Source organism: Alicyclobacillus contaminans DSM 17975 (assembly GCF_000429525.1).
Lineage (GTDB): Bacteria > Bacillota > Bacilli > Alicyclobacillales > Alicyclobacillaceae > Alicyclobacillus_A > Alicyclobacillus_A contaminans.
Window position 1 is genome coordinate 64,733 of record NZ_AUCA01000009.1, and the last position, 24,328, is coordinate 89,060.

The following is a 24,328-nucleotide window of genomic DNA, read 5'->3' on the forward strand; positions in this document are numbered from 1 at the left end:
ATGAACCTTGTCATTCGCCCGGTGGAGGTCCGTGATGCGCGTGCGATTCACCGGATTCATCTACAGGAACAGGTGATGCCGTATATCCTGTCGCTTCCGAGCGACCGGATTGACCAACTCGAAGAGCGGTATCGCAAGCTCGGCAACAACCACCATGAGTTTGTCGCGGAAAGCGACGGAGAGGTGGTCGGCCATGCTGGACTTGTGCAAATGTCTGGAAGAAGGTCGCATACGGGTATGTTCTACATCGCCGTGGATGCCGCGCACCACGGGTGCGGAATAGGAACGGCGCTTCTCACAAAGATTCTCGACTTGGCGGATCACTGGCTGATGCTCGAACGCGTGGAATTGGGCGTCCTGGTGACAAATCTGCGCGCCAAGGCGCTATACGAACGATTCGGCTTTGTCGTCGAAGGGAAAAAGACCGGGGCCATCCGCAGCGCCGGACGGTTCGTGGACGAAGTCCTCATGAGCCGGTTGCGTCCGAATGGGCTGCTGTCGGACGTGGATAGGACAAAGGACCACAGCGCCCCCTGTGACGAAGGAGCAAAGCGCGTGACCGAATGACGAATCGGTGAGTTCGAGGTTGGCGACATTTATAGTGTGCCTATGACCTTGGAAAGCGGAGCCAGGGCGAGATAGAGCTAGTAAGCATCATCCATTTGCCATACACGAGCTGCCATGAGGCTCGATCCGGTCAGGTTGACTTTGATTAACTTTGACAATATGGCGTGACCGAGCTACTTTCATCTTGTAAGCGCGCTTACAAAACCGGATGGTGGTGCGGTACTCCACGGACACTGCGGCAACGTTGCTGACAGCACGATTCGTTTCAGAATCTGTAACGATTAGACGTTGGAGGTGTCGTTCTATGAAGTGGAGAAACTGGATCAACGCTCTCATTGGCATCTGGTTTATTCTGGCTCCTTGGTTGCTCGGATTTTCGCATCTGTCCGGCGCCACCTGGACAAGTGTGGTCATTGGTCTGGTGCAGACCGCCGCTTCGATTTGGGCGGCGTATGAGGAAAAGGTGGGGTGGGCCACCTGGCAGAACTGGGTGTCGCTCATCACGGGTCTGTGGTTCATTATTCAGCCGTTCGCTCTGTCTCTGACAGCGAACGGGGCAGAGACATGGACCGGAGTCATCTTGGGGATTGTTACAATCATCTTGAACCTCTGGACCATGGCGGAGGGCAAGGACAGCTCTGGCCGTCGCGTCAGCAGCGGCAGAGCGAACACTTCCGCGTAATGCGTCGTTCAAGCGGCATGGGGATATTCACTGCAGAACGTCGGCATCGCCCGGATGGGCGGTGCCGACGTTGGTGATTTCCTGGCGGTCACTTCACAACCACCGCTCGGATGAATTGCAACGGATGTTGTTCCACAAGCTGGTCGGCCGGGTATTTGCGGCACACCTCATCACCCCGCTCCATCAGGTGCTGGATCATCTCCTGGCGGGCGCGCCACGGCAACTCGGACATCTGTTCATCGAACAAGTTCGCAATCTCCACGAAAAACTTCACGACGGTCCGCGGCGATGTGTAATGCACTTCGTCACTCAGGTCGCGCAATTCTTGTATTTGGTAGAATGGTTTCATCGCGGCTGGCACCGTGTCCGGTCCTGGCAGTGTATCCTGACTCTTGGACGGTCCGCGTTGGGTGAGCAACGGTGCAAACCACTCCACGAAAAACGGGTTCTGAGCTGGAAAATGCAATGGGTACAATGTGACAAACGTTCCTCCCGGCTTTAGGACCCTGGCAATTTCCCGAACCGTTTCCTCAATATTGGTCAGATGCAAAAACGCGCATCCAATCACGGTATCAAACGTGTTGTCTGGGAACGGCAGGCGCTCCGCTTTTGTTTGCACCACTTCCACCCAATGGGCCTGATGCGCCTCGCACTTCCGGCGCACGGCCGCGAGCAAACTCGTGGACGGATCTGTAGCCACCAACCGTCCATGCGGTCCCACCTTCTTATACAAACCGGCCTCGAAAGTCAATGCACCGTTCCCGCAGCCCAGTTCCAGGACGTGCATGCCCAGTTGAATGCCGCTCTGATCCACGAGCATGGATCGGTAAAGATGGGAATTCGGAAACAAGGTTTCCATTATCGAGGAGATGTCCTCCACTTTGTTGAAATTATTGAGTTGAATCAATTGAGAACGAAACTTCAGATATCTGGATTCGCTGAAAATCTGTTCTATGACGCGAAGCGCGTCCTTCCCCGCAGGCGTCAGACGCAGCGTGTCCGTTTCCGGATTTCTCTCCACCGTCCCGAGTGAAATCGCAGCATCGAGTTCCTGGCGGAGCGTCTCTGTGCCCCAAGGTCTGTGTAAATGCCCTTGTACAAACTCGTCCGCTTGCATCGAGCCGTAAAACTCGAGAGCATGCAGGTTTTCATATATGGCGGTTAATAAGTAAAACTTCACATAATCGATGGGTTCCACCAGGGAAAGAAAGTTGGTCATGAGTCGCTCCGACACACTCACCATTTCCTCCGTGACGTCCAGTTGTCCGAGCTCCAAGTGACTCAAGTAGACCGCTGTACCGCAGAGCGTCTCATAAATTGCGGCCCAAGCCTGATCTTTTGGAATGGGATAGTTGTTGGTGTGATTCAACCGCCACTCCGGACTCCAGTACTGGTTGGCCAATCGGGTTGCCGTCGCCTGCATCTCCGTTTGTAAATGAGACGGGATTCGGTTTTGCCCGTCTCCCCAGGTGAGCCACGGCGCAATCACGATATCCTGCTTGACCACTGTCTTTGCCACATCAATGAGAGCATCTAAATTGTTCATCATTGCCACCCCCGTTGACCGTGTATTTCGGTATGTCGCACACAATATCCTCTATGGACAAATATTCGGAACGGATGGTGCGTTGCACAAAATGTTATATTTATCCAAAAGAAGCGGATGCTTTTCGATGTTTTCGTTATCCATCGTTCGAGGAATGGGTGAAATGGGAGCTAGGACCTCGGTCGCAATCGATTCAGACTTAAGTATGGACTATGCAGATTTCTGTTGATGTTCGTAACAGTGTTATGTTATATTCGGCGCGTCGGCGCGGGGTTTCGAGAATCACGCGCTGAAAGATGTGCTCGATGCTCTGAATAACGCTGAGTTTGACATGTTGCAGAATCATGTGAACTGCATCAGGTCGTGCAAGGCGAAACAAAGTGCACCGTATGAGCGTTGCGGGAACAGAACACTGTTACAATCGCCGGGTGCACGAACCAGCGTTCTGGCGTTGTTCATATTCAGTTCGCAATTGTGCGCTATTGTCCATGCAGACAGAATGAGTGAGGAGGAATCGCGGTGTCGAAGAGAAACGCAAGCGAATCGACGCTAGCCCACGATACCTGGGCCGTCGAAGCGCGCGGACTCGTGAAGCAGTTTGGCGACAATCGGGCGGTGGATGGAGTCGACCTGACCGTCCGCGCCGGAACCATCTACGGAGTGCTCGGGCCGAACGGGGCTGGGAAAACCACCACCATCCGCATGTTGGCCACGTTGCTTCGACCGGATGCCGGATGGGCGCGCATCTTCGGATATGACGTCGTGAAAGAACCGCAAATTGTCCGCCAGTTGATTGGCGTGACCGGCCAGTATGCATCGGTCGACGAATCGCTCAGTGCGACGGAGAACCTGATTATCTTCTCCCGGCTGCTGGGCCTGGGACGGGCGGAAGCGAAGCGAAAGGCCGCGGAGCTGCTGGAGGAATTTGGGCTGACGGAGGCGGCGAAACGGCCATTGAAGAATTTTTCCGGCGGCATGCGCCGGCGGCTGGATTTGGCGGCGAGCCTGATTGCGCAGCCACCGCTCATCTTCCTGGATGAACCGACAACCGGGCTCGATCCCCGGACCCGCGCCCAGATGTGGGACACCATCCGCAGGCTGGTGAAGACCGGATCAACGGTGCTGTTGACCACGCAGTATCTCGACGAGGCCGACCAACTGGCGGATCGAATTGCGGTGATTGATCGCGGGCGGGTTGTCGCCGAGGGCACTGTCGATGAGCTGAAACTGTCGGTGGGTACGTCGTCTCTGCAACTGCGCGTCCAGAGTCCGACGGACATGGATCGCGCGCGCCAGATGGTGGATCAGGTGCTTGGGGTGAAGTCCGTTGTCTCGCCGGAGGCGGGAAAAATCACGGCGTCGATGGCGAACGCGGACCAGGTGACCGATCTGTTGATCCGCCTTCGCGAAGCGCGGATTCATCTGGCTGAGATGAGCGTGCAAAAACCGAGCCTCGACGAGGTGTTCCTGACCATCACCGTGCACGGGGTGAAAGAACGCGAATCCGCGGCGGTGGAAGATGAACACGAATTGGAGGTGACCCGCGTATGAGCAACGTTTCCATCACACCGGAGATCAGGCGATCCCTGAAGAACCACACAAGCCTCTCTCAATCGGTGCGCAACTCATTCACCATGGCCTATCGCGGCCTGCTGAAGATTCGTCGCACCCCCGAGCAGTTGTTTGACGTGACGTTCCAACCCATCATCTTCACGCTGATGTTCACCTATATCTTTGGCGGGGCCGTTTCCGGCAACGTGTACAATTACCTGCCCATCATCATTCCCGGCAACCTCGTGCAAACCGTCATCACGACATCGATTGTCACCGGCGTACAACTGCGGGAAGACATGGACAAGGGGGTGTTTGACCGCTTCAAGTCGCTGCCGATTGCGCGCATCGCGCCACTGGCAGGCGCACTGTTGGCCGATACCGTTCGGTATACCATCGCGACGGTGCTCACCTTTGCGATGGGCTACATCATGGGGTATCGCCCCAACGGAGGCTTCGGCCACGTGGTGCTGGCGGGGATTCTGGTGATTGTGTGTTCGTGGGCGGTCAGCTGGATCTTCGCGTTCTTTGGCGTGATTGCTCGCACCGCATCGAGCGTCCAGGGCATCTCCATGCTCATCCTGTTTCCGCTGACGTTCTTGTCCAACGCGTACGTACCGGTTGACACAATGCCCAAGTGGCTGCAGTGGTTCGTTCACGCCAACCCGATTTCGCACCTGGTCTCCGCGGTGCGCGACATGGTCAACACGAGCGCCTTCGGTGGGAGCGACCTGGTTATCTCGCTCGTTGGCGCGGCCATCATCGTGGCGCTCTTTGCGCCGCTCACCGTGCGGGCCTACATGCGCCGCACCTGAAGCGCTGGCGTGCGACAGCTCGGATATCCGACGCGGAGAAGGAACTCATTCTGCGGGATGAAGATCTGCGGCTGGCGCTCGGCATGGTGGTCGCACAAAAGGAATAATGGACGAACACCCACACAGGAGCCCTTCGAGGCTCCTGTTTTGCGTAGAGCTGCATGGTGGTCAAGACAATCATTGTCAAGTATACTTGACGAGAGTAAATGATGATTGCGATCCGGTCCGCCAACATTGGCGCAACCAAACCATCGCCTTCGGGCGGTCTACGGAGGAGACCAACGTGGAGCAGAGGCGCGGGATGCTGAACAACCGAGTGCGTCTGTTGCGGGAGCGAAGTGGGTACTCCCAGGCGGAGCTGGCGCGCCGCGTGGGCGTAACGAGGCAGGCGCTGAGCCTGGTGGAGTCCGGGCAGGTGATCCCGAGCACGGTTGTGGCGCTGCGACTGGCGCGCGTGCTCGGGGCATCGGTGGAGGACGTGTTTTTCGAGGAGCCGTTGAGTGAGCCGCTGCGGGTGGTCAGCGTGTCGGGACACCCGATGGAGGTCGGCGACAGGGTCCTGGTGTTGGAGCGCGGGGGGAGGCACGTGGCACGGCGGGTGCCGGAGAATGGGGGCGGGTATGCGCAGATTGCGCCCGCGGTGGGTGTGGTCTTGGAGTGTTTGCCGGATGGACGCGTCACGATTGCGCAGCCACCGGGACAGTCGCTCTGGCCCTCCGCCGTGGTGGCGGGCTGTGACATCGGGCTCGGGCTGTTGGCGGAGCACGCGAAGGTGCGGGGCACCCGGACTCCGCCGTCACTGAATCCGGTCTGGGAAAACGCGGACAATGAGCGTGCGCTGCGCCACCTCGCGGACGGACTGGCGAATGTGGCGGCGGTGCATTTTCCGGCCGCGCGGCCGCCGGTGCCGGATGTGCGGATGGGCGCTCTGATACGCATGCACTTTGCCTCGTGGTCAGTGGGATGGTTCGTGAAGCGCGGGAATCCTGCCGGATTTCGGCACGTGGAGGATTTGGCCAGCGGTCGTCTGCGGCTTGCCAATCGTCCGCAGGGATCTGGCGTACGGGCCCTGTTGGACCGATTGCTTGCGGAGGCGGGCGTGGATAGTGCGGTCATCCCCGGCTATACGTGGGAACTGCCCGGGCACCTGCAGGTGGCCGAGGCGGTCGCGAACGGCCTCGCCGACGTGGGTATTGGCATCGCCAGCGCCGCCGCGTTGACAAAGCTCGATTTTGTGTCCATTCAGGAGGAGGTCTGCGAGCTTTGGATCCCGGAAGCTGAGTTGGACACCCATGCCGTGCAGCTTCTGTGTGAAACGCTGCAGTCCGACGTGTTCCGGTGGGATCTGGAACGGTACGGTCCATACGACGTGTCGCGGACCGGGATGCAACATGCAGGGGAAAGGGAGAAAATCGAATGAGTTCAAAGATTCGCAAGTTTGCACGGACGTTTGCCCTCTGTGCGTCGGTCGTGATGGCCGCGGCGGGCTGCGGGACCACCACAACAAACACAGCGGCCGCCGGGAACGCGGCCGACAAATCCCGAGCGTCCGGTGTGGCGTCGGTGGCGTACGCAGGATCACTGCAGTTGGTGAACGACCAGGTCGTCGGGCCAGCCTTCACCCGGGCCACGGGAATTTCGTACCAGGGACGGGGCGGGGGCTCGTACGCCGTGGCGCAATTGATTGCGGGACACGAGATCACCCCGAACGTGTTTATGAGCATCGGCACCGGACCGGTGAAAGTGATCAATCCAGCCTTCACCACGTGGGCGGTCGGCTTCGCCAGCTCGCCGCTGGTCATCGCGTACTCTCCCGAGAGTCCGTACGCGCGTCAAATGGAAGCCATAGCGAAAGGAAAAGCGCCGCTCTCAACATTGTTTACGCTGATGGCACAGCCGACGTTTCACCTCGGTCGGACGGATCCGAACACAGACCCGCAGGGACAATATTTCATCCTTATGCTGCACCTGGCGGAGCAGGCCCTGAAGCTGCCCGCGGGCACCGCCGACAAGATCCTCGGCGGCGTGAACAATCCCCGGGAAATTTTCGACGAACAGACCATCCTCTCCAGACTGCAGGCGGGGCAGTTGGACGCGTCCAGCGCGTATCTGCCGGAGGCGGTGCAGCGTCACCTGCCCTACATCCAGTTGCCGGACACGGTGAATCTGGGCAATCCGGCCGACGCCGCGACGTATGCGAAGCAGTCGCTGCGCCTTTCGAATGGCAAGGTTGTCACCGGCGCGCCGATTGAAGTGTACATTACCGCGCTGAAAGGCACGCCAGCCACCGCAGCGGGTGAGGCGTTCGTGCGATTTATCCTGTCGCCCCAGGGGCAACAACTGTACAAGCAAGCGGGCTACACGCTGACGCCCCCCATCGTGTACGGCCAAAAGCGCGACATTCCGTCGTCCATTCTCGGTGAACTCGGGCAGGTGCAGTAGACCGTGCGGCGCGTGGTTCCTGGTGCCTGGATGGTTCGCTTCAGTGCCTTACTGTGCGCCGTGTTTCTCCTGCTGCCGCTCGCATCGCTCGCGCAGCATGTGGGCGCTCGCGCCATTGTGAACGCGTGGCGGATGGGCGGACGATCCGCTGTGATCACGTCGATGACGTGCACGATGCTGTCAATGGCCGTGATTCTCGTGTTTGGGACGCCGCTCGCGTACATGATGTCCCGCCGGCGAACGCCGTTTTGGCGACTGGTCGAATTTCTGATGCTGATTCCGCTGCTCATGCCCCCCCTCGTCATCGGGCTGTTGTTGATGTACGTGTACGGTCCGTACGGCGGCATCGGTCGGGCGCTGTCCCAGCTGGGCCTGGTGGCCACCAACAGTGCGCTGGCGGTGGTGCTGGCGCAGGTGTACGAAGCGCTGCCGTATTATCTGTTCGCGGCTCAGGCGGCGTTCAGTCAGGTGGACAGAGGCGTGGAGCGGGCATCGTTGTCGCTCGGGATGGGGCCGCTGGCGACGTTTCGACGCGTGACCGTTCCGCTGGCGCTGCCGGGCCTTTGCGTGGGGCTCGCGATGGCCTTTGCGCGAGCCATCGGGGCGTTTGGAGCCGTGATTGTCATGGCGTACTATCCGAGCACGCTGCCCGTCAGCATTTGGATTTCCCTGCAGGAACAGGGGTTGCCGGCCGCCTTGCCGCTGGCGGTGCTGTTGTTGGTGGTGGCCCTACCGTTGCCGCTGTTGGTCGTGTTGTGGAGGCGCATGCGAGATGCTTCAAGTCCAGTGTGAGATTCCTCGGCGTTCGTTTGTGATTCACGCGGCGTTTGACGTGGGCGAAGCGGAAATCTTCGCGCTGTTTGGGCCGTCCGCCGCAGGAAAGTCGAGCATTCTATCCGCCATTGCCGGGTTTGAGCCAGACGCCCGTGGCATCGTCACGGTGGATGGGAACCCGTTGCTCGACACGACGCGTCGTCCCCCCCTGCATCTTCCGCCGTGGCAGCGGAGGGCGGGGTATGTCGAGCAATCGCCGCACTTGTTCCCCCATCTCACCGTGCTGGACAATCTTCGCTTTGGCGTCCGCGATGCGGATGCCAACGATTTCATGGCTCAACTCATTGAACGGTTTGGACTGTCCGGCCATCTCGGCGAGAAACCATACCAGCTGTCCGGTGGCTTGGCGCAGCGGGTGGCGATGGCCCGGGCGGTGGCGGCTCGCCCCCGTCTGCTGCTGCTCGACGAACCCCTGTCTGCACTCGACTGGCCCACCCGACGTCAGTTGCAGGATGTGTTGGTGGCGTTGCATCGTGACCTCCACATCCCTGTAGTGTTGGTGACGCACCAATTGGCGGAGGCACAGCGCATGGCGCACCGAATCGGCGTCCTGGATGAAGGGGAGCTCTTGCAGATGGGTTCCGTGGACGAAGTGGTGACGCGGCCCGCGACGCCACGCGTGGCCGCGCTGGTGGGGTACACGGCATTCCTTCCCATCGAGGGACGGGTGGTCGCCGTGCATCCTGAACGGGTGGTCCTCGGCGCGCGGCCCCACCTCGGGCCCGTGTTGACCGGCGTCGTTGAGCGGATGACCTGGCTTGAGGGGCGGCGTGTGATGGACGTGCGGCTGGCGCAAGGGGGGCGGATTGAGCACATTCCCCTGCACCCACTGGATTCGGTAGATCTCGGACAGGCCGTGGAGATGACGCTGGTGGAGCCGCCTGTGTTCAATGCGCGTTAAGGGATCCGCCACACACAGTTGCGGATCCCAGGCGATGGACCACGGGGCGATTTTCAAATGCTTCCGTTGGGTGTACGATGTTTCAAGGGACGTATCACGGTTATCGAACGAGCGAGGAGAAGATAGCCAGTGCGTTGGTGTTCGAATGGGTGAGGGCGAACACTCTCTTCGGTCTGAAATTTCATATTTTTTCATCTCGTAGGCACTCCCGCAGCCTACAAGGTGTGCCATAAGGTGTGGGTGTGTCTGATCACTTCGTCGTGAGGTGCACCTCGGTGGCGATGGCGGAGTGGACAAGACAACGCGCAAAGGAGATACAGGCGATGAAGAGCAGTAAGCAGACCGCCGAGCACTACACGTGGGGGAGCGGATGCGATGGTTGGCACCTGGTCAAGCGTGAGAATCTCAGTGTGATTCATGAACGGATGCCGCCAGGCACGTCGGAGGTCAGACATTATCACAACCGTTCCCGGCAGTTTTTCTTCGTGCTCACTGGGACGGCAACCTTGGTGGTGGGTGAGGAACGGCATACTATCCACCCGTGGGAGGGAGTGGAAGTTCCTCCGGGCCAGCTGCACCAAATGCGAAACGAATCCGAGGACGATGTGGAGTTTCTGGTCATCTCCCACCCGAAAAGCCACGGGGACAGAGTGGTTTTGGACAGGCACGAGACCGGAGGGATGGTGTATGGCGGATAAATTAAAGGAGAGCGCCCAGCGTGTGCAGAACATTCTGTTGTCGATGGGATATACGAACCCTGTGATGGAACTTCCGGACAGCACACGGACGGCGAAGGAAGCCGCCGCAGCCATTGGCTGCGAAGTGGCGCAGATTGCGAAATCGATTGTGTTTCGGCTGCAGAGATCAGGCCGGCCATTGTTGGTCGTGGCCAGCGGCGTGAACCGAGTCAATGAAGCGCGCATCGCTGATCACGTGGGCGATGCATTGGGGAAGGCGGACGCAGACTTTGTACGTGAACACACCGGATACGTCATCGGCGGCGTGCCTCCGATTGGACACATTCAGCCGATAGATACGATTGTGGACGAGGATCTGTGCCAATTTGAGACCATCTGGGCTGCGGCAGGACATCCGAAAGCGGTATTTCAATTGACGCCGTCGGAACTCATCGCCATGACCGCTGGACAGGTGATGCGGATAAATTAGGGCAGGATGTGCTCCGACTTCTCACCGGCCAAGAAAGCTCATACCGACTCCTTCTGCGCCATGCCACCGACCCTCACCAAGCCGCGTCGCACCGGTCGAACGCAGTCCATTTCTTGCCGCCGTTGGACAACCTGCTGTGGCGGCGGGACAGAGTCGCCGACCTGTTTGATTTCTCCTATAGGTGGGAGATTTACACGCCTGCCGCGAAACGCCGGTTCGGATACTACACCATGCCCATTCTGGCGGGGGATGCGCTCATCGGGCGGATCGATCCGAAGCTGGATCGAAAGCGCGCCCGCTTGGACATCCAACTCCTGCAAATCGAGCCTCGGGTGCGCTGGACGAAATCTCTCCGACGTCGCGTGTTGGCGGCGCTGGCGGCGTTCGCACGCGCGCACGGCGCCGAGCTGGGGGAAGTTGTGCACACCATGCCGGAGGGATTGTGGGAGGATGATGTAGATGTGGAACAAAGGAATTTTTACAGGAGACACTGCAGAGGCCTGCGATAAAAATTGGATAGAATCAACCAACTCGGGAAATCATTGACGTTGCTCGCTAGGCTGGATACTATAAAAATAACCAGGCACGAGGGGGAAATCGAATGAAAAAATGGGTAGGGGCGATGGCGGTTTGCGTGACCATGCTGGGTGCGACGGCACCGGCGGCCATGGCGAGCACGTCGACGAAGACGACAGGGCAGATTGTCGTGAACAATGACAGCAAGTTTGCTCCGAACATCATCCGTCAAGGCGGATATGACTACATGCCGGTCTGGTATGTCATACAGGCGCTCAAAGGTCTGGGCATCCAGGGTCAATGGCGCGGAAACAGCTGGTACATTACGGATCCTTCTGTCTCCGTCGCAACACCTTCGAATCCTGGAAAGGGAAATATATCTGTTTATGTGAATCGCCACTTGGTGGCGCGGATTTCATCACTGGTTGCAAAAGATCCGTCTTCCCACAAACCCACCACGTACCTGCGCGTGAATGACATGTCTCAGGTTCTGAAATCTTTGAATCTCTCGTCAGTGTTGCAGGGAGGAACGTGGACGCTGGAGACGCCTGAGGTGAAGGCCTTGGAGGATGCGTTCGCCAATACCAATGCCGCTCCTCAGTCCGAGTTGACCAGCAAGGCCACAATGCACCTGCAGTTGAATTTGACGGATCAAGGCAAGGCTGACATAGGCGATACTTCGTCCGCCATGGACATGGAAATGTCGATGGACGCTGTGAACGGGACCGTGAATGGAGAGAAGGCGTCTCTCATCACCATAACCATCACCTCGAGCACACCCACAGGTTCCGGGGATGCATCGAATGTCTCTCAGACCATAAATCAGACCATTCAAGAGTATGTGCAAGGGAACCGGATATGGATCAATCAGGGGGATGGCTGGACGGAAGACACGGCGAGTGAACAGATAGCGCAGGGGCTGGAGTCCCAGTTGCCCATGAACAACGTGAGCTTTTCCATGCTGCGAAACATCAAAGTGTCGCAGAGTGGCAATACCAGCACGTACACAGCAACCTTAGATGGAAGCAGCATGGCACAGATATTGGATCCGATTCTGAATTCCCTTGGAGATTCCGTCGGAGGGACCGGAGACTTATCCACCACGCAAGTGGAATCCATCGTCAATACCATCCTGCACAACCTGAATGGCAGCCTGAACATCACGGTGCAGCCCGTCAACAATCAGAGCGTCATCACAGGTGAGCAGTTAACCTTGGACCTCGACGTTCCAATCAGCCAGCTGCCCATTCCGGAGAGTGAAAAATCGACCGTGTTGGCCGAGCTGACCGGTTTCACGATTCACGAAACGGCGACCTACAACTTCACGTACGACAACGTGACCATCACCCCGCCTGTCGATACGAGTTCTGCGTCATCCAGCAATTGAACGTAGTCTTTCCGAGGGAGTCCCGCGCTATTGGCCGGGACTTCCTCCCTCCCACCTTCAACATGAAAGGGCCTCCGCATGCCTACCATACCATCTGGATGCCCATGTGGGACATGCCGTCCATCGGCTTATCCAGCGATGATGAAACGAGAACATCGTGAATGTGAGAAGAACGCTCTCGGGAAGGGAACGTTTGCAATTATATCACTTATAACGATATAATCGTTGTAGTCGATGGAGGTGTCGGAATGTCCGAGACAGAGGAACTGGCCATCCGGTTATCCGTCATGTTCTCATCTATTTACTTTCACTGCCACCCCACATTTACGATGGATCTGTCACACCAGGCTGTGCGCGCATTGCAATACATACAGATGACAGGGCCGGTTACCGTCCAGCAGATTGCCGAGCAACTCGGATGTGCCCACAATACGGCCTCAGAAATCTTGCGGCGCCTGCAGCAGAAGGGTCTCATTGCAAAGGGGCGGCGCACGGATGACGAGCGCGTGGTGGAAGTGCGCCTGACGGAAGTCGGCGAACAGGTTGTACTCGAACAGACTGGCTTGGACGTCACGCGACTGGCTGCGCGATTGGCGCAGGTGTCCGCCGCGGAACGGCAGCGGATGGTGGATGGAATGCAGCAATTGCTGAACCTTGTGAAAGGGGGCTGATCCGATGGCGTTGACCGCTGTCAAAGTGGCCGTATCTGCGTTGGTTGTGGCGCTCGTGGCCAGCATTTCAAGATACCGGCCGGATCTTGGGGGATGGATTGCCGCGTTGCCCATCATCAGCCTGTTGTCCGCCGCCTGGCTGATGGTTGGACATGCATCCTCGGAGCATATATATCAATTTTTCCTTGGGGTGTTGAAAGGGATCATTCCGACGGCCGTCCTCTTGGCGGCCGTGGTCGTACTGATGCGTAGAGGTTGGCCGTTCCCAGGAGCACTCGGGCTGGCTCTGGTGGCCTGGGGAGTGAGCTCCTTCTGCCTGGGAAAGGTGTGGCACGGCTGAGCCTTGGCGCTGACGCAGGTGCCACATGTCTGGGAACGAATGCGGGGTGGGGGAGTGAAGGATAACATCCCCACCTGGGTCCCGCTGCAATCTGCGTTACGCGTGTACGGTGTAGGCGGTGTAGAAGTTTAGGATGGTGGTTTCCAGACGGTGTTCGGAAACCGGCAGAGTGATTTCCTCGCGACCAAAGAACGGATCCTGGCTGGTAATCCCCATTTGCATATAAGCGACTCCATTCGTCTCATACCCTTGACCGGGTGCTTCCAGCGTGTATCCCAGTGTATTGGCGTTGATGAGGCTTGCTGCGACAAAGTTCGGATGTGTATCAGGAACCGGTATTTCCTCCTGTAATACCTGTGGTTTCATGTTTGGAAAGTACACGGAAATGTCTCCCAATGTACAGCCCACGCAGCCGCCATCGTCTGTGAGCGTGAGTTTTTGCTTCAGCACATCACAATCAACAGTGATAACACGTCAGGTTTTGTAATCTTGGTAAATCAATCCGACTGATTTTACTTTGTAAAAACCAGCTAACCTTTATTGAAAGAACAGAGAGATGAAAAGTCCTGTATCACATGAATCTTAGAATCATCGCTATGGTTGTGTCGTGATTGGCAGTTCATCAGACGAGGTGACCGTCAGGTATATACGCTTCCTGTCGCAGATGAATGGCTGATTACACGCAAAATTTGTCGCAATTCGCGAATAAAAAAGCAGGGAATGATTGGGCGATGTTGAATTTCATTCTTGAAAACGCAGAAGGAAAAGCAAATGATCTATTTCCGCTAATAGTAGTTTCTAAGGTGTGACGCATCGGCAATATCAACTTTGGAACACAGAGTCAGTTGTTCGTTCCGTGTGAATGATCCCTTGAAGGCAGGCTATTGGCAGATGTCATGGGTTGACATCGGCGAACAAGAACTAAAGTTTCGAACCCTCGAAGGGAGACTGTGAGATGTATCTTAACATGGTTCCACAGGATGTCCAATGGAAGATGGAAATCGGGTGAGGCAAGGATGTCGTTTTATTTAGATCTTGATCCTAATGACGTGAGTAAGTATTATGAAAACATACTCAATTCGTTCATTGTGGAGGAGGTGAAACCATGCGTGTTGCACTCGAGTTTGCGGCCAAGGGGCCGCTGCAACTGCCGTTGCACTACAATGCCGCACTCCACGGCGTGTTGTATCGCCATCTCAGCGACACCCGCATGCGTACACAGCTTCATGATCAGGGCCTGCGTCGCGTCGGCGGCAAACCGGTCAAGTTGTTCGCGTTCTCCAGGCTGATGGGGCAGTATCAGGTGGATGGACAAAAGAAGACCATCACGTTCCACGGACCGGTGCGATGGGTGGTCTCCAGCGCCTTGGATGAAGTCATCTACGATTTATCGATGACTTTGCTCAAGGCGGGGCGGATTTCATTGCACGGGACGGAGGTGCAGGTGCGGACGGCGAATCTGGAACGGTATCCGGGCACCGTGACACAGGCGCAGATTCGCTTGCTTTCTCCCATCACGGTCTACCGCACCATGATCTTGCCCAACGGCCGCAAGTACACCCAGTACTACCGCCCGGGCACCCCAGAGTTCACCGAATTGATGCGCCGCAATTTGCTGCTCAAGGCGTCCGCGCTGGGCCTGGAAGTGACGGAGGCGGACGCGGCGTTCGAGCTGATTCCGGTGGACGAGGCGCACATGAAGGAGCGCATTGTGCTGTTCCGCGATACGCCCATTCATGCATGGGATGGAAATTTTCGCGTTCAGGGGACGCGAAAAATGCTGGCGTTGGCCTGGGATGCGGGATTGTGCATGAAAAACTCAGATGGTTTTGGCTTGTTTGATCTGTTTGCGCACGGGAGGTGAGTGCAATGCTGGATGCCATGGTGCGCTTGGGACGCATGCTGACGCGTGGCGAAGACGACGAGGATCTTCTGGGAAGTCTGATTCAGCCAATGCCCAACGCCTCAGGAAAAGATCCGTATGTGGTCGTGGTCAACCTGGACACCACAGCGCGACGACTGGAGTTTCAGGCCGTAGAATGCAGGGACAGCGATCGCGCCCGGATTGCGCAGGAGTGGCTGTGGGTTGGCAATGCGGCCGGATCGAACAGTCCACAGTGGACGGCCACCACCAACTCGCTCGGTTATCTATTGTCGCAAACATTGGTGAACCTGCACCGGATGTTGCCGGACGATGCCGCATTGAAGGCGGAGCTTGCGGATCTGCTGGAGCGATTTATGGTGGACCTTGGACCGCAGCCAGGCCCGGAAGAACGCTACCGCTATGTATTGGACGTGGTGCAGTTGGCTTGTCTCCCTGCCGCGGACTGGGAAGCGTTGGCGGCATCGTGCCGGACGGAACCGGGCAGTTCCATTCGGGGAAAAACCTTGCTTCCGATGTTGGAAAAGGCGGTGATGAAGACCGCAGATTTGGTCGCCAACCGAATCCCGCTGTGGACGTTCTGCATCAACGGGCAGCGTGTGGTAGACCACCCGGATTACCGCCGATTGGTGTTGCAGGACCGGGTTGAGGGTGTGTTTGACGAAGCTGCGCCAGGCCGTTGTTCTGCCTGTGGGGCCGAGGCGTTGGTCACGCCGAACTTCACCAGAATGAAGTTCAAATATTACAACACGGACAAAATTTCGTTTGCCAGCGGTGTGGACAAGAAGCGGTTCCATCGCAACCTGGTGCTCTGCCAAAGCTGCTACCAGGCGCTTCTGGCGGCGGAATCGTTCGTACACGGGCAGATGCGAACACACATTGGACATCTGCGCTTTTACGTCATTCCTGAGATATTGGGGCCTGTGGCTGCTGATCTGAATGCGCGGGAATGGGGCGTCCTGGTGCAGCAGAATGTGCAGTCGGTGCTCAACTTTGAAGGCGTGGCCACGCTGGAGGATGAGATGAAGCAGGCCCAGGAGGAGTTCGAGCATCTTGGGTACGTGGTGAATCTGCTGTTCCACGTGTGGAACAATGCGGAACTGCGTTTATACAACTTGGTTCGGGATGTGCCGGAAACACGGTTTGATGTGTTGCGGCGATATTTTCGGAGGCATGAACGGTTGGCCGTCGACTTGCTCGGCATTCCGGCGGCGGAAGCCAAGTACTGGACACCCAATTTTCGTGCGCTCTATCGCTTGATTCCCGTGACGCAAACCAATCGTGCGCAGGAGTACCGGCGCTTGCTGCAGTTGTTTGACGCGTTGCTGACGGGACAAGCCATATCGTACCGCACGCTGATGGAATCGTTCTGCCGATTGATACAAATTCATCGGTTTGGCCGCTATGCGGCCACGAACGTGACGGCACCGCGCGCGGGATATGAGTTGTCGCGGTTGACCGACGATGTGCTCCTGGCAAACTTGGTGCTGTCCATGCTCCAAGATCTGGAGCAATTGTCGGGGGCGCCGTTGAAAAGGGAGGGGAACGTTGTGGATACAGACACTCACTTGGATGGAGACGCGTTTCTGCAGCAGGTGGGCTATCGCCCAGCTCAGGAGGCACTGTTTTGGTTGGGCGCCGCCATTGCCAGTGTGGCCAACGCACAGTGGCACAATGGCCTCAAATCCATGCCGGTGATGGAAAAAATCAATTATCGCGGCATGAATGCGGCCGATATCATCCGCTTGGTGGGAAAGGTGGAGGAAGCGTTCCAGCAGTACAAGTTGTTCAACTGGAAGAGAGAGTCGAATACGTTGTTCCGTATGCATCTGGCGTTTGCGCGGGTGCTCGAGACCAACCCGCCGCGTTGGAAGGCGGAGCACAGGTTGACCGACGAAGAAGCGGTCTTCTACATCCTGTCTGGATTTTCCTTTCAGCGTAAGCAATTCTTGGTCCGAGGCAACAAGGAAGTCCCCTCAGTGGACGAACAGCCCGCAGAGCTCTTGGCGCTAGGCAATGAACAAAGGGAGGAAGCGTGAACATGAACAATAGTGAACTGCTGTTTCTCTACGATGCCCAGTTGGCCAATCCCAATGGCGATCCCGATGACGAAAATCGCCCGCGCATGGATTACCAGGCTCGGCGCAACCTGGTAAGCGACGTCCGGCTTAAACGGTACATCCGCGATTACCTGCAGGACGCGGGGCATGAGCTGTACGTGGCGCAGCCGCGCCAGGGAGAAGTGGTGACTGCGGAGAAGCGGCTGCAGAGTGTACTTGGCGGCAAGAAGCCAACCGTGAAGGACTTGCCCACCATTCTTGACCAACTGATTGACATTCGGTTGTTTGGCGCCACCATGCCCATCAAGGGAGAGGGCAGTGGCGGAGGCTCTTCCATTCAGGTGACGGGGCCGGTGCAATTCACCTGGGGATACTCCCTGAACCACGTGGACTTGGTGAATTCGTACACCATCAGTTCCCGGTTCAGTTCCCAGGATGAGAAGAGTCAGGGGACGTTTGGGAAAGACTATCGCGTCTACTATTCTCTGCTCGCGTTCGCGGGCGTTGTCAGTGGGAAGCGGGCTGAGTTCAGCCGTTTGACGGAGGCGGATCTGACCTGGCTGGACCAGGCCTTGGTGGAGGCGATTCCACTGCAGACCACGCGCAGCAAAATTGGACAGTATCCGCGCCTGTATGTGCGGGTGGAGTATGCGGATGACCGCACGGTGCTCGGCGATTGGCGTGAGTTGCTGGATCTCGAAGAGAAGGAGAACCTGCGTAGTTCTGCCGATGTACGGCTGCGGGTGGATCGGTTGGTGACCCGGATTGCCCAGGAGCGGACGCGCATTGCTGCGGTGCATGTGTGGCAACATCCTGATTTTCGCGTCTGGCAAGGCACGGAGTCGGTGCGGTTGGCGGATGCCATCCATGAAGTGGCCGTCGGACTTGTGGTGCCGGTGGAAACTGGGATGAAAGCGGGAGCGCAATGACAACACAGGCTGGTGCGATGGTCGTTTTTGAACTCAGCGGCAGGATGGCGCATTTCCGCAAGATCCACACGAACTCGTCGTCCTTGACCTATCTGCTGCCGCCAAGAACGACGCTCAGTGGCATTGTGGCCGCCATTCTGGGCTTCGAGCGGGACACCTATTACGAGCATCTGGGTCCGGCGCAAGCCCGACTGACGGCGTCGCTGCGCACGCCCGTGCGCACGGTCATGCAGACCATGAACAACCTGTTTGTGAAATCTCCCTCGGACGTGTCTGGGGTGAGCGGCCACACCCAGGTACCAACGGAACTGGTGGTGCCTGAAGCGGCGGCGGGACAGGTGACATACCGAGTATATTTCTCCCATGCAGATGCGGCTGTCATGAAGACTTTGGCCGAGCGGGTGGCGACACAGACGCCGGCGTACCCGATATCGCTCGGTACCGCGCCGATGCTCGCGTCTATGAGATTGGTGGAAGTGCTCGCGCCTCTACAACTGGAACGCATACCGGCAGGTACTGATCTCTCGGTGGTGACACCCTGCCTGATGGAGGACGTGCTGGGATGGACGGAAACCGCTGGGGCGTTCGGGACGGAGGTTCAGGTCATCAAGGATCTGATGCCGTACAGTTTTGGACCTGGCCGAACCCACGGATGGAACCGGGAATTCCTGGTGGAGCGTCGAGGCCAGCCCTTGCCGGTCCGGCTGCGGTGTCCCGCATGGCGCCTGACCTATCAGAACGAAGCCAGTGAAGTGGTTGTCTTTGCGGAGGACGGTGGCTCGGCGTCATGAATGTGTTCCATTCCCACGTTCGACGCGACGCTGAGGGACGCGTGGTGTCCACCACCCTCCTCTCCGCGCACCTGCAAGCGGTGGCCAACGCTGCTCGGGCAGCGTTGGCTGCCGGTGACGTCACGTTGCAGCGACTGGGCGTGATGGCGGGGCTGGCTCATGACTTCGGCAAATTCACTTCGTACTTTCAAACCTATTTGCACACCGGAGTGCCCCACCCCAAGGGGCTCCAGCAACACGCGTTCATCTCTGCCCTGTACGCAGCTTTTGTGGCGTACCGGGCGCAGGAGGACCACGCGTGGTTGCCCATGTGGGATCCGCTCCTCATCTACCTGGCGGTGAAGCATCACCACGGTGATTTCATGAACCTGGATGTGGACGTTGGCCGTCAGTCCATGAGGGGGGCTGATCCGCTCCAGATTTCGAATGCGCTGGCGGATCCGTTGTATAAGGCGCAGCAACAGGTCCAAGATCTGGCCCGGCATGCGGCAGCCATCGAGCAGACGTTGCTGGAAGCGGCGGACGCCGTGCGGGACTGGTTGCCTCAAAACTGGCGGCCGAACGTTGGTGCGTTCCTGCAGGATGGGTGGTGGCAGGCCTTCGACCGACTGGTCAAGGACGCGCGCACTTATCGGCGCGGGGCCGAGATGGAGGGCCACGCCCAGTATGTTCGTCTACTTCGCTGCTTCTCCGCGTTGATAGACGCGGACAAGCGCGATGCAGCCCAATGGGTGAGCGGCGAGCGGCCTGTGGTACCCACAAGTCTTGTGGACGAGCATGTGAATCGGTCGTTTCATGCCCATTCGCCGATGGCGGATGTACGACAGAACCTGTACGAGCGGGTCAAACAGCGGGCCCAGGCACATTCCGATGCCCGGTTGTTTACGCTCACAGCTCCCACCGGCAGCGGCAAGACGCTGTCGGCGCTCGCCGCAGCCATGCAGCTGCGCGGACATGCAGCGGCCGCAGGCCGTGTGCCACCCCGTGTGATCTACGTCATGCCGTTCACCAGCATCATTGATCAGAACGCGGAGGTGTTACGCAGTGTCCTGTCTGCGGTGGATGGGTTTACGGGTAATGAATCGCAGTATTTGCTGGTGCATCATCACCTGGCACCCGTTCAGGCGCAGCGGGACGGCGTGGAGCGACCGGTGGATGAGGCGCTGATGCTTCAGGAGGGATGGGACAGCGAGTTCGTTGTCACCACCTATGTTCAGCTCTTCGACACTCTGCTGGGTCATCGCAACCGCGCACTTAAACGCTTCCATCGCTTGGCCAACGCCATCCTCATTCTGGACGAGGTACAAAGTTTGCCGGCGGAATACTGGCCGTTGATAGGGAAAGTGCTCCAACTGGCGGCCTGCACCAGTGATGTGCAGGTGATGTTGATGACCGCCACCCAACCTCGCCTCCTGACCGCGGAGGCGGTGGAACTGGCCGGCGACGCGGAGGAAGTCGCAAAACGGTTTGCGGCATTGGATCGGGTGGATGTGCACGTGGATTTGTCTTCCATATCCGTGGATGCGTTTGTGGATGCCTTTTTGGAAGAATACGATCCGCACCAGTCCTATCTCCTCATCTTTAACACAATCCACACGTCCATTGAGGTCTTTCAGCGCCTGGAACAGCGCCTGGACGGTACGCGTGCGCACTTGGCCTACCTGTCCGGCAATGTGGTGCCAGCCATGCGCAGAGAACGTGTGGCCTCCCTGACGGCTGCCACCAAGGCGGGCAAACCGGTGCTGATTGTGGCCACGCAGGTGGTGGAGGCCGGGGTGGATCTGGACGTGCACGTGGTGTACCGCGAACTGGCGCCGTTGGATGCGGTGGTGCAGTCCGCCGGGCGCTGCAACCGCAACAACGCGTCGGGGAGGCGGGGGGCGGTCCGCGTCTTTCAGTTGCAGCCGGAGCCGGGACGGCACTCGTCCATGGAAGCGGTGTACAAACGGTATAAGGCCGAGGCAACCCTGCGGACGCTGCGCAAATACGTGGGCGGCGAAAGTCGGGGAAGTATCCGGGAGGCGGAACTTCCACAGTTGGTTACGGATTATTTCGAGGCGCTGTCCAAGCAGATTTCTTCAGGAGACAGCGCGCAAATCTGGCGGGCGGTTGCAGATCTGAATTTCGCTCCTGGCGGTAATAAAGACCGCCTTGCCGTGTGCGATTTTCAATTGATTACCGAGTATCCGTCGTATGTGAACCTGTTTGTGGAATGCACCGATGCTGCGGCGGAGCTGTGGGCGTGGTATCAAGCGGCCGTGCTGGGTGAGCCGGATTGGCGCCGCCGACAGGAAAGCTATCTGCGGCGCAAGGCGGAATTCCACGGCTACATCCTCTCGGTGCATCAGCAGCGGGCACTTGCCCTCGGAGCGAGGCCGGTGGACGAGAGCGGACTCTGGTATCTGCCCGGGGTTGGTGGTGGCCATGCGTATTACCATCCCATGACGGGGTTGGCGTACCAACCGGAAGACGTGTCGCTCATGCTTTGATACAAAAGGGAGGGATTTCGGTGGCAGAGAGCGTTCCAGATGTGAACGAAGTGCGCGTCACTGGCACGTTGGTGTGGTACTACCATGTCTGCCCCCGTGAGGCGTGGTTGATGTCGCGGCAACTGACGCCGGACGAAGAGGATGATAACATCCGCATCGGTCGGCTGATCCATGAACAATCGTATTCTCGTTTGGCCCATGAAGTGACCACCCCAGCGGGTAAGATGGACAGGCTGGTGCGGCGGGACGGTCAGTGGGTGGTGTACGAAGTCAAGAAGAGCTCCCGTCATGAAGCTTCAGCACGCATGCAATTGCTGTTTTATCTCCTCCAGTTGCACGAAGACGGGGTGGAGGCCGTGGGCGAACTGCATTTTCCGGAAGAAAGGCGCGTGGTGCGGGTGACGCTGGGTCCTTCGGAATTGGCCGAGATTCAGAGTGCTGTGGTGCAGATTCGCACCCTGATTGCGCAACCCCTGCCACCGCCGCCACAACGGATTCCCGTATGTCGTCAATGTGCGTATGCCGAATTCTGCTGGGCATGAGTCGACAGCCGAACGCACGGTGTGGCTCTGGGAGGAAAAGTCATGGTGGAGAAGAGCCTATACATCTTTTCGAATGGAGAATTGAAGCGCAAGGATAACACTCTGTTCTTTGAGACGACGGAAGGTAAAAAGTTCATTCCTATTACAACGGTGCGGGAGATCTTCCTGTTTGGGGAAGTTACGTTCAACTCCAAGGTTCTCGACTTTCTTTCCCAGCAACAGGCACTCGTGCACTATTTCAACCATTACGGATACTACTCCGGCACCATCTATCCGAGGGAGCGGATTGTATCGGGCGACATGATTCTGCGACAGGTTGAGCACTACTTGGACCCCACCCGGCGGGCGGCGATTGCACAGCGTTTCGTCCAAGGGGCCGCGCAAAATTTGCGTCGAGTATTGAAGTATTACCAAGGGCGGGGGCGGGACGTTGCGGATCCCTTGGACAAAATAGAAGCCTTGCTGCCTTTGGTGTCTTCGTATACCGATGTAAGTCAATTGATGGCCATTGAGGGAAACATTCGCGAGGCCTACTACCAGGCGTTCAATTCCATCCTGTCCAACGCCGACTTTCGGTTTGAAGGCAGGACAAAACGTCCGCCGAGGAGTCCGCTCAACGCACTCATCAGTTTTGGAAATTCCATGTTGTACACCACTGTCCTCAGCGAGATTTACAAGACGCATCTCGATCCGCGGATTGGATATCTGCATGCCACGAACTTTCGGCGGTTCACACTCAACCTGGATGTTGCCGAAATCTTTAAACCCATCCTCGTGGATAGAATCATATTTTCGATGGTTGACAAAGGCATGCTGAAAGCTTCGCATTTCGTGAAGGCGTCAGAAGGGATATTTCTCAATGACGCTGGCCGGGGAATATTTGTCAAGCAATGGGATGAGCGTTTGCAACAAACGATACAAGTGCGCGAACTGGGCAGATCCGTGTCCTATCGCAGATTGATTCTACGTCCCGCTAAGAGAGTGGGTACCCTGCCAGCTGAGCAGATCCGTGTCCTATCGCAGATTGATTCGCTTGGAATTGTACAAATTGGAAAAGCATCTCCTCGGCGAGAAAGTATACATTCCGTTTGCAGCCCGTTGGTAAGGGGGGGGGGCATGATGTTTGTGATTGTGGTGTACGACGTTCACGTCAAGCGTGTCGCCAAAGTCTTGAAAACCTGCCGGCGGTATCTGTACTGGGTACAAAACTCTGTATTGGAAGGAGAGATCACCAAGGCCGACTTCGCCGCACTGAAACGAGAGCTTGCGGAAATCATTTCACCTGAACATGACTCTGTGCTCTTCTATATCTTCCGCACAACGCGGTACACGAGTCGTGAAAGCATTGGCATACAAAAGGGAGGAGAGGAGCGTTTTCTTTGAACGACGCGGCTGCCCGCCATTGTGGTCAAGTTGTCGTCGATGTGCAGTTGTGTCAAAAACCCGGGGGATCGACGACAAGTGTTGGACGGCGGAAATGTGAGGCACAGCGGGACATTGCGTAGTGTGCGGGATGCGCAGTCTGATATAATCCTGGAATGAGCCTTGTTGGAAAAGAGCGCTGTGGTGCGGTGAAAATGGGTTTGTAGACTGCCTTTGAGGGATCGAAACTCCGTGTCGCGCCGGCGCCGATCCCGCCAGTACACCGTTTGTAGACTGCCTTTGAGGGATCGAAACTCCACCATCTCCTGAAGGGCCGTTGCAACGTCTTCAGTTTGTAGACTGCCTTTGAGGGATCGAAACTTGAAAATGCTTATTTATACTGTGACCCTGATGGAGTTTGTAGACTGCCTTTGAGGGATCGAAACTATGTGCTCGAGCCCTGCCTTTATGACACCATCCAAGTTTGTAGACTGCCTTTGAGGGATCGAAACTGAAGGTGACGAACCTGATTCAGTCCGTACGTGTAGCGTTTGTAGACTGCCTTTGAGGGATCGAAACCATCCTGGTCCGTGATGATTCGTAAGCCGTCAGACCGTTTGTAGACTGCCTTTGAGGGATCGAAACTCGCGCTTCTTCAGTTCGTCGAACACAATTTCAATCTCCGGTTTGTAGACTGCCTTTGAGGGATCGAAACGAGCTTCCGCCGCTAAACATCGTCGAGCACATTGTAGGTTTGTAGACTGCCTTTGAGGGATCGAAACTAGGCAAGCCTATGTCTGAAAATGATTCTGAAATCAGTTTGTAGACTGCCTTTGAGGGATCGAAACTAATAC

The 24,328-nt window shown here is 57.4% G+C and carries 23 protein-coding genes and 1 CRISPR repeat array; of the genes, 21 read left to right on the plus strand and 2 right to left on the minus strand.

The annotated features are described in order from the left end of the window. Both G463_RS18970 and G463_RS0105485 read left to right on the plus strand, forming a co-directional pair. Positions 1-567, plus strand: a complete 567-nt coding sequence (locus tag G463_RS18970) for a GNAT family N-acetyltransferase (protein WP_051321968.1) — start codon at positions 1-3, stop codon at positions 565-567. A gap of 304 nt (positions 568-871) precedes the next feature. Continuing rightward, a complete protein-coding gene (locus tag G463_RS0105485) occupies positions 872-1,249 on the plus strand; it encodes an SPW repeat protein (protein ID WP_026974362.1) in 378 nt (125 codons plus the stop codon). Positions 1,250-1,337: 88 nt separating this feature from the next. Here G463_RS0105485 and G463_RS0105490 read toward each other — a convergent pair whose 3' ends face one another. Next, complete coding sequence (locus G463_RS0105490; RefSeq protein WP_026974363.1) at positions 1,338-2,795, minus strand: class I SAM-dependent methyltransferase; 1,458 nt, start codon at positions 2,793-2,795, stop codon at positions 1,338-1,340. 519 nt (positions 2,796-3,314) lie between these two features. On the opposite strand from G463_RS0105490, the gene G463_RS18975 reads away from it, so the two are divergent. The 12 genes from G463_RS18975 to G463_RS19010 all read left to right on the plus strand — a co-directional run bounded on the left by G463_RS18975 (position 3,315) and on the right by G463_RS19010 (position 13,419). After that, the gene (locus G463_RS18975; protein WP_051321969.1) at positions 3,315-4,346 is read left to right on the plus strand and encodes an ATP-binding cassette domain-containing protein; all 1,032 of its coding nucleotides are present in this window, start codon (positions 3,315-3,317) and stop codon (positions 4,344-4,346) included. Next, on the plus strand, positions 4,343-5,161 hold the full coding sequence (locus G463_RS0105500) for an ABC transporter permease (protein ID WP_026974364.1): 819 nt from the start codon (positions 4,343-4,345) through the stop codon (positions 5,159-5,161). The genes G463_RS18975 and G463_RS0105500 overlap by 4 nt, the downstream gene beginning before the upstream one ends. A gap of 283 nt (positions 5,162-5,444) precedes the next feature. Further along, positions 5,445-6,581, plus strand: a complete 1,137-nt coding sequence (locus tag G463_RS21615) for a substrate-binding domain-containing protein (RefSeq protein ID WP_051321970.1) — start codon at positions 5,445-5,447, stop codon at positions 6,579-6,581. Beyond that, the gene (locus G463_RS0105510) at positions 6,578-7,603 is read left to right on the plus strand and encodes an extracellular solute-binding protein (RefSeq protein ID WP_026974365.1); all 1,026 of its coding nucleotides are present in this window, start codon (positions 6,578-6,580) and stop codon (positions 7,601-7,603) included. Before G463_RS21615 ends, G463_RS0105510 begins: the two co-directional genes overlap by 4 nt. A 3-nt stretch (positions 7,604-7,606) precedes the next feature. Continuing rightward, positions 7,607-8,395: an ABC transporter permease gene (locus tag G463_RS18985; protein ID WP_051321971.1), complete on the plus strand. Its 789-nt coding sequence runs from the start codon at positions 7,607-7,609 to the stop codon at positions 8,393-8,395. Further along, on the plus strand, positions 8,376-9,338 hold the full coding sequence (locus G463_RS18990; RefSeq protein WP_051321972.1) for an ABC transporter ATP-binding protein: 963 nt from the start codon (positions 8,376-8,378) through the stop codon (positions 9,336-9,338). Before G463_RS18985 ends, G463_RS18990 begins: the two co-directional genes overlap by 20 nt. A gap of 323 nt (positions 9,339-9,661) precedes the next feature. After that, complete coding sequence (locus G463_RS18995; protein ID WP_051321973.1) at positions 9,662-10,036, plus strand: cupin domain-containing protein; 375 nt, start codon at positions 9,662-9,664, stop codon at positions 10,034-10,036. Next, positions 10,026-10,505 carry a YbaK/EbsC family protein gene (locus tag G463_RS0105530; RefSeq protein WP_026974366.1) on the plus strand — a complete coding sequence of 160 codons (480 nt, stop codon included), beginning with the start codon at positions 10,026-10,028 and terminating at the stop codon, positions 10,503-10,505. The genes G463_RS18995 and G463_RS0105530 overlap by 11 nt, the downstream gene beginning before the upstream one ends. An 8-nt stretch (positions 10,506-10,513) precedes the next feature. After that, the gene (locus G463_RS19000; protein ID WP_026974367.1) at positions 10,514-11,014 is read left to right on the plus strand and encodes a DNA glycosylase AlkZ-like family protein; all 501 of its coding nucleotides are present in this window, start codon (positions 10,514-10,516) and stop codon (positions 11,012-11,014) included. Between the two features lie 92 nt (positions 11,015-11,106). Further along, positions 11,107-12,408, plus strand: a complete 1,302-nt coding sequence (locus G463_RS0105540) for a hypothetical protein (protein ID WP_026974368.1) — start codon at positions 11,107-11,109, stop codon at positions 12,406-12,408. 248 nt (positions 12,409-12,656) lie between these two features. Next, positions 12,657-13,079: a MarR family winged helix-turn-helix transcriptional regulator gene (locus tag G463_RS19005; RefSeq protein ID WP_051321974.1), complete on the plus strand. Its 423-nt coding sequence runs from the start codon at positions 12,657-12,659 to the stop codon at positions 13,077-13,079. A 4-nt stretch (positions 13,080-13,083) separates the two neighbouring features. Next, positions 13,084-13,419, plus strand: coding sequence for a DUF3147 family protein (locus G463_RS19010; protein ID WP_035485865.1), 336 nt, complete (start codon positions 13,084-13,086; stop codon positions 13,417-13,419). A gap of 96 nt (positions 13,420-13,515) precedes the next feature. On the opposite strand, the gene G463_RS0105555 is transcribed toward G463_RS19010, so the two are convergent. Further along, positions 13,516-13,869, minus strand: a complete 354-nt coding sequence (locus G463_RS0105555; protein WP_035485868.1) for a DUF4850 domain-containing protein — start codon at positions 13,867-13,869, stop codon at positions 13,516-13,518. Between the two features lie 655 nt (positions 13,870-14,524). On the opposite strand from G463_RS0105555, the gene cas6 reads away from it, so the two are divergent. From cas6 to cas1b, 7 genes are read left to right on the plus strand one after another with little or no spacing between them, the layout of a single operon-like run. Further along, a complete protein-coding gene (gene cas6, locus G463_RS0105560) occupies positions 14,525-15,283 on the plus strand; it encodes a CRISPR-associated endoribonuclease Cas6 (protein ID WP_026974370.1) in 759 nt (252 codons plus the stop codon). Between the two features lie 5 nt (positions 15,284-15,288). After that, positions 15,289-17,340 (plus strand): type I-B CRISPR-associated protein Cas8b/Csh1, encoded by a 2,052-nt coding sequence (gene cas8b / locus G463_RS0105565; RefSeq protein WP_026974371.1) that lies wholly within the window; start codon positions 15,289-15,291, stop codon positions 17,338-17,340. 2 nt (positions 17,341-17,342) lie between these two features. Continuing rightward, positions 17,343-18,290, plus strand: coding sequence for a type I-B CRISPR-associated protein Cas7/Csh2 (cas7b, locus tag G463_RS19015; protein ID WP_035485870.1), 948 nt, complete (start codon positions 17,343-17,345; stop codon positions 18,288-18,290). Beyond that, positions 18,287-19,081 (plus strand): CRISPR-associated protein Cas5, encoded by a 795-nt coding sequence (cas5, locus tag G463_RS21620; protein WP_051321975.1) that lies wholly within the window; start codon positions 18,287-18,289, stop codon positions 19,079-19,081. Before cas7b ends, cas5 begins: the two co-directional genes overlap by 4 nt. Continuing rightward, on the plus strand, positions 19,078-21,570 hold the full coding sequence (locus G463_RS0105580) for a CRISPR-associated helicase/endonuclease Cas3 (RefSeq protein ID WP_026974372.1): 2,493 nt from the start codon (positions 19,078-19,080) through the stop codon (positions 21,568-21,570). Before cas5 ends, G463_RS0105580 begins: the two co-directional genes overlap by 4 nt. Before the next feature lie 20 nt (positions 21,571-21,590). Further along, a complete protein-coding gene (gene cas4, locus G463_RS0105585; RefSeq protein WP_245575697.1) occupies positions 21,591-22,112 on the plus strand; it encodes a CRISPR-associated protein Cas4 in 522 nt (173 codons plus the stop codon). Positions 22,113-22,154: 42 nt separating this feature from the next. Then, positions 22,155-23,495 (plus strand): type I-B CRISPR-associated endonuclease Cas1b, encoded by a 1,341-nt coding sequence (gene cas1b, locus G463_RS19025; RefSeq protein ID WP_425387053.1) that lies wholly within the window; start codon positions 22,155-22,157, stop codon positions 23,493-23,495. Positions 23,496-23,693: 198 nt separating this feature from the next. Continuing rightward, positions 23,694-24,322: direct repeats of the CRISPR family, unit length 30 nt; unit sequence GTTTGTAGACTGCCTTTGAGGGATCGAAAC. Positions 24,323-24,328: the final 6 nt, after the last annotated feature.

Bases quoted from the DNA above. Each gene is read 5' to 3' on its own strand.
- G463_RS0105500 (WP_026974364.1), top strand. From the start codon at position 4,343: ATGAGCAACGTTTCCATCACACCGGAGATCAGGCGATCCCTGAAGAAC.
- G463_RS0105490 (WP_026974363.1), bottom strand. From the start codon at position 2,795: ATGAACAATTTAGATGCTCTCATTGATGTGGCAAAGACAGTGGTCAAG.
- G463_RS18990 (WP_051321972.1), top strand. From the start codon at position 8,376: ATGCTTCAAGTCCAGTGTGAGATTCCTCGGCGTTCGTTTGTGATTCAC.
- G463_RS18995 (WP_051321973.1), top strand. From the start codon at position 9,662: ATGAAGAGCAGTAAGCAGACCGCCGAGCACTACACGTGGGGGAGCGGA.
- cas7b (WP_035485870.1), top strand. From the start codon at position 17,343: ATGAACAATAGTGAACTGCTGTTTCTCTACGATGCCCAGTTGGCCAAT.
- G463_RS0105510 (WP_026974365.1), top strand. From the start codon at position 6,578: ATGAGTTCAAAGATTCGCAAGTTTGCACGGACGTTTGCCCTCTGTGCG.
- G463_RS19010 (WP_035485865.1), top strand. From the start codon at position 13,084: ATGGCGTTGACCGCTGTCAAAGTGGCCGTATCTGCGTTGGTTGTGGCG.
- G463_RS0105485 (WP_026974362.1), top strand. From the start codon at position 872: ATGAAGTGGAGAAACTGGATCAACGCTCTCATTGGCATCTGGTTTATT.
- cas6 (WP_026974370.1), top strand. From the start codon at position 14,525: ATGCGTGTTGCACTCGAGTTTGCGGCCAAGGGGCCGCTGCAACTGCCG.
- G463_RS18970 (WP_051321968.1), top strand. From the start codon at position 1: ATGAACCTTGTCATTCGCCCGGTGGAGGTCCGTGATGCGCGTGCGATT.
- cas1b (WP_425387053.1), top strand. From the start codon at position 22,155: ATGGTGGAGAAGAGCCTATACATCTTTTCGAATGGAGAATTGAAGCGC.
- G463_RS0105540 (WP_026974368.1), top strand. From the start codon at position 11,107: ATGAAAAAATGGGTAGGGGCGATGGCGGTTTGCGTGACCATGCTGGGT.
- G463_RS0105580 (WP_026974372.1), top strand. From the start codon at position 19,078: ATGAATGTGTTCCATTCCCACGTTCGACGCGACGCTGAGGGACGCGTG.
- G463_RS19005 (WP_051321974.1), top strand. From the start codon at position 12,657: ATGTCCGAGACAGAGGAACTGGCCATCCGGTTATCCGTCATGTTCTCA.
- cas5 (WP_051321975.1), top strand. From the start codon at position 18,287: ATGACAACACAGGCTGGTGCGATGGTCGTTTTTGAACTCAGCGGCAGG.
- G463_RS0105530 (WP_026974366.1), top strand. From the start codon at position 10,026: ATGGCGGATAAATTAAAGGAGAGCGCCCAGCGTGTGCAGAACATTCTG.
- cas8b (WP_026974371.1), top strand. From the start codon at position 15,289: ATGCTGGATGCCATGGTGCGCTTGGGACGCATGCTGACGCGTGGCGAA.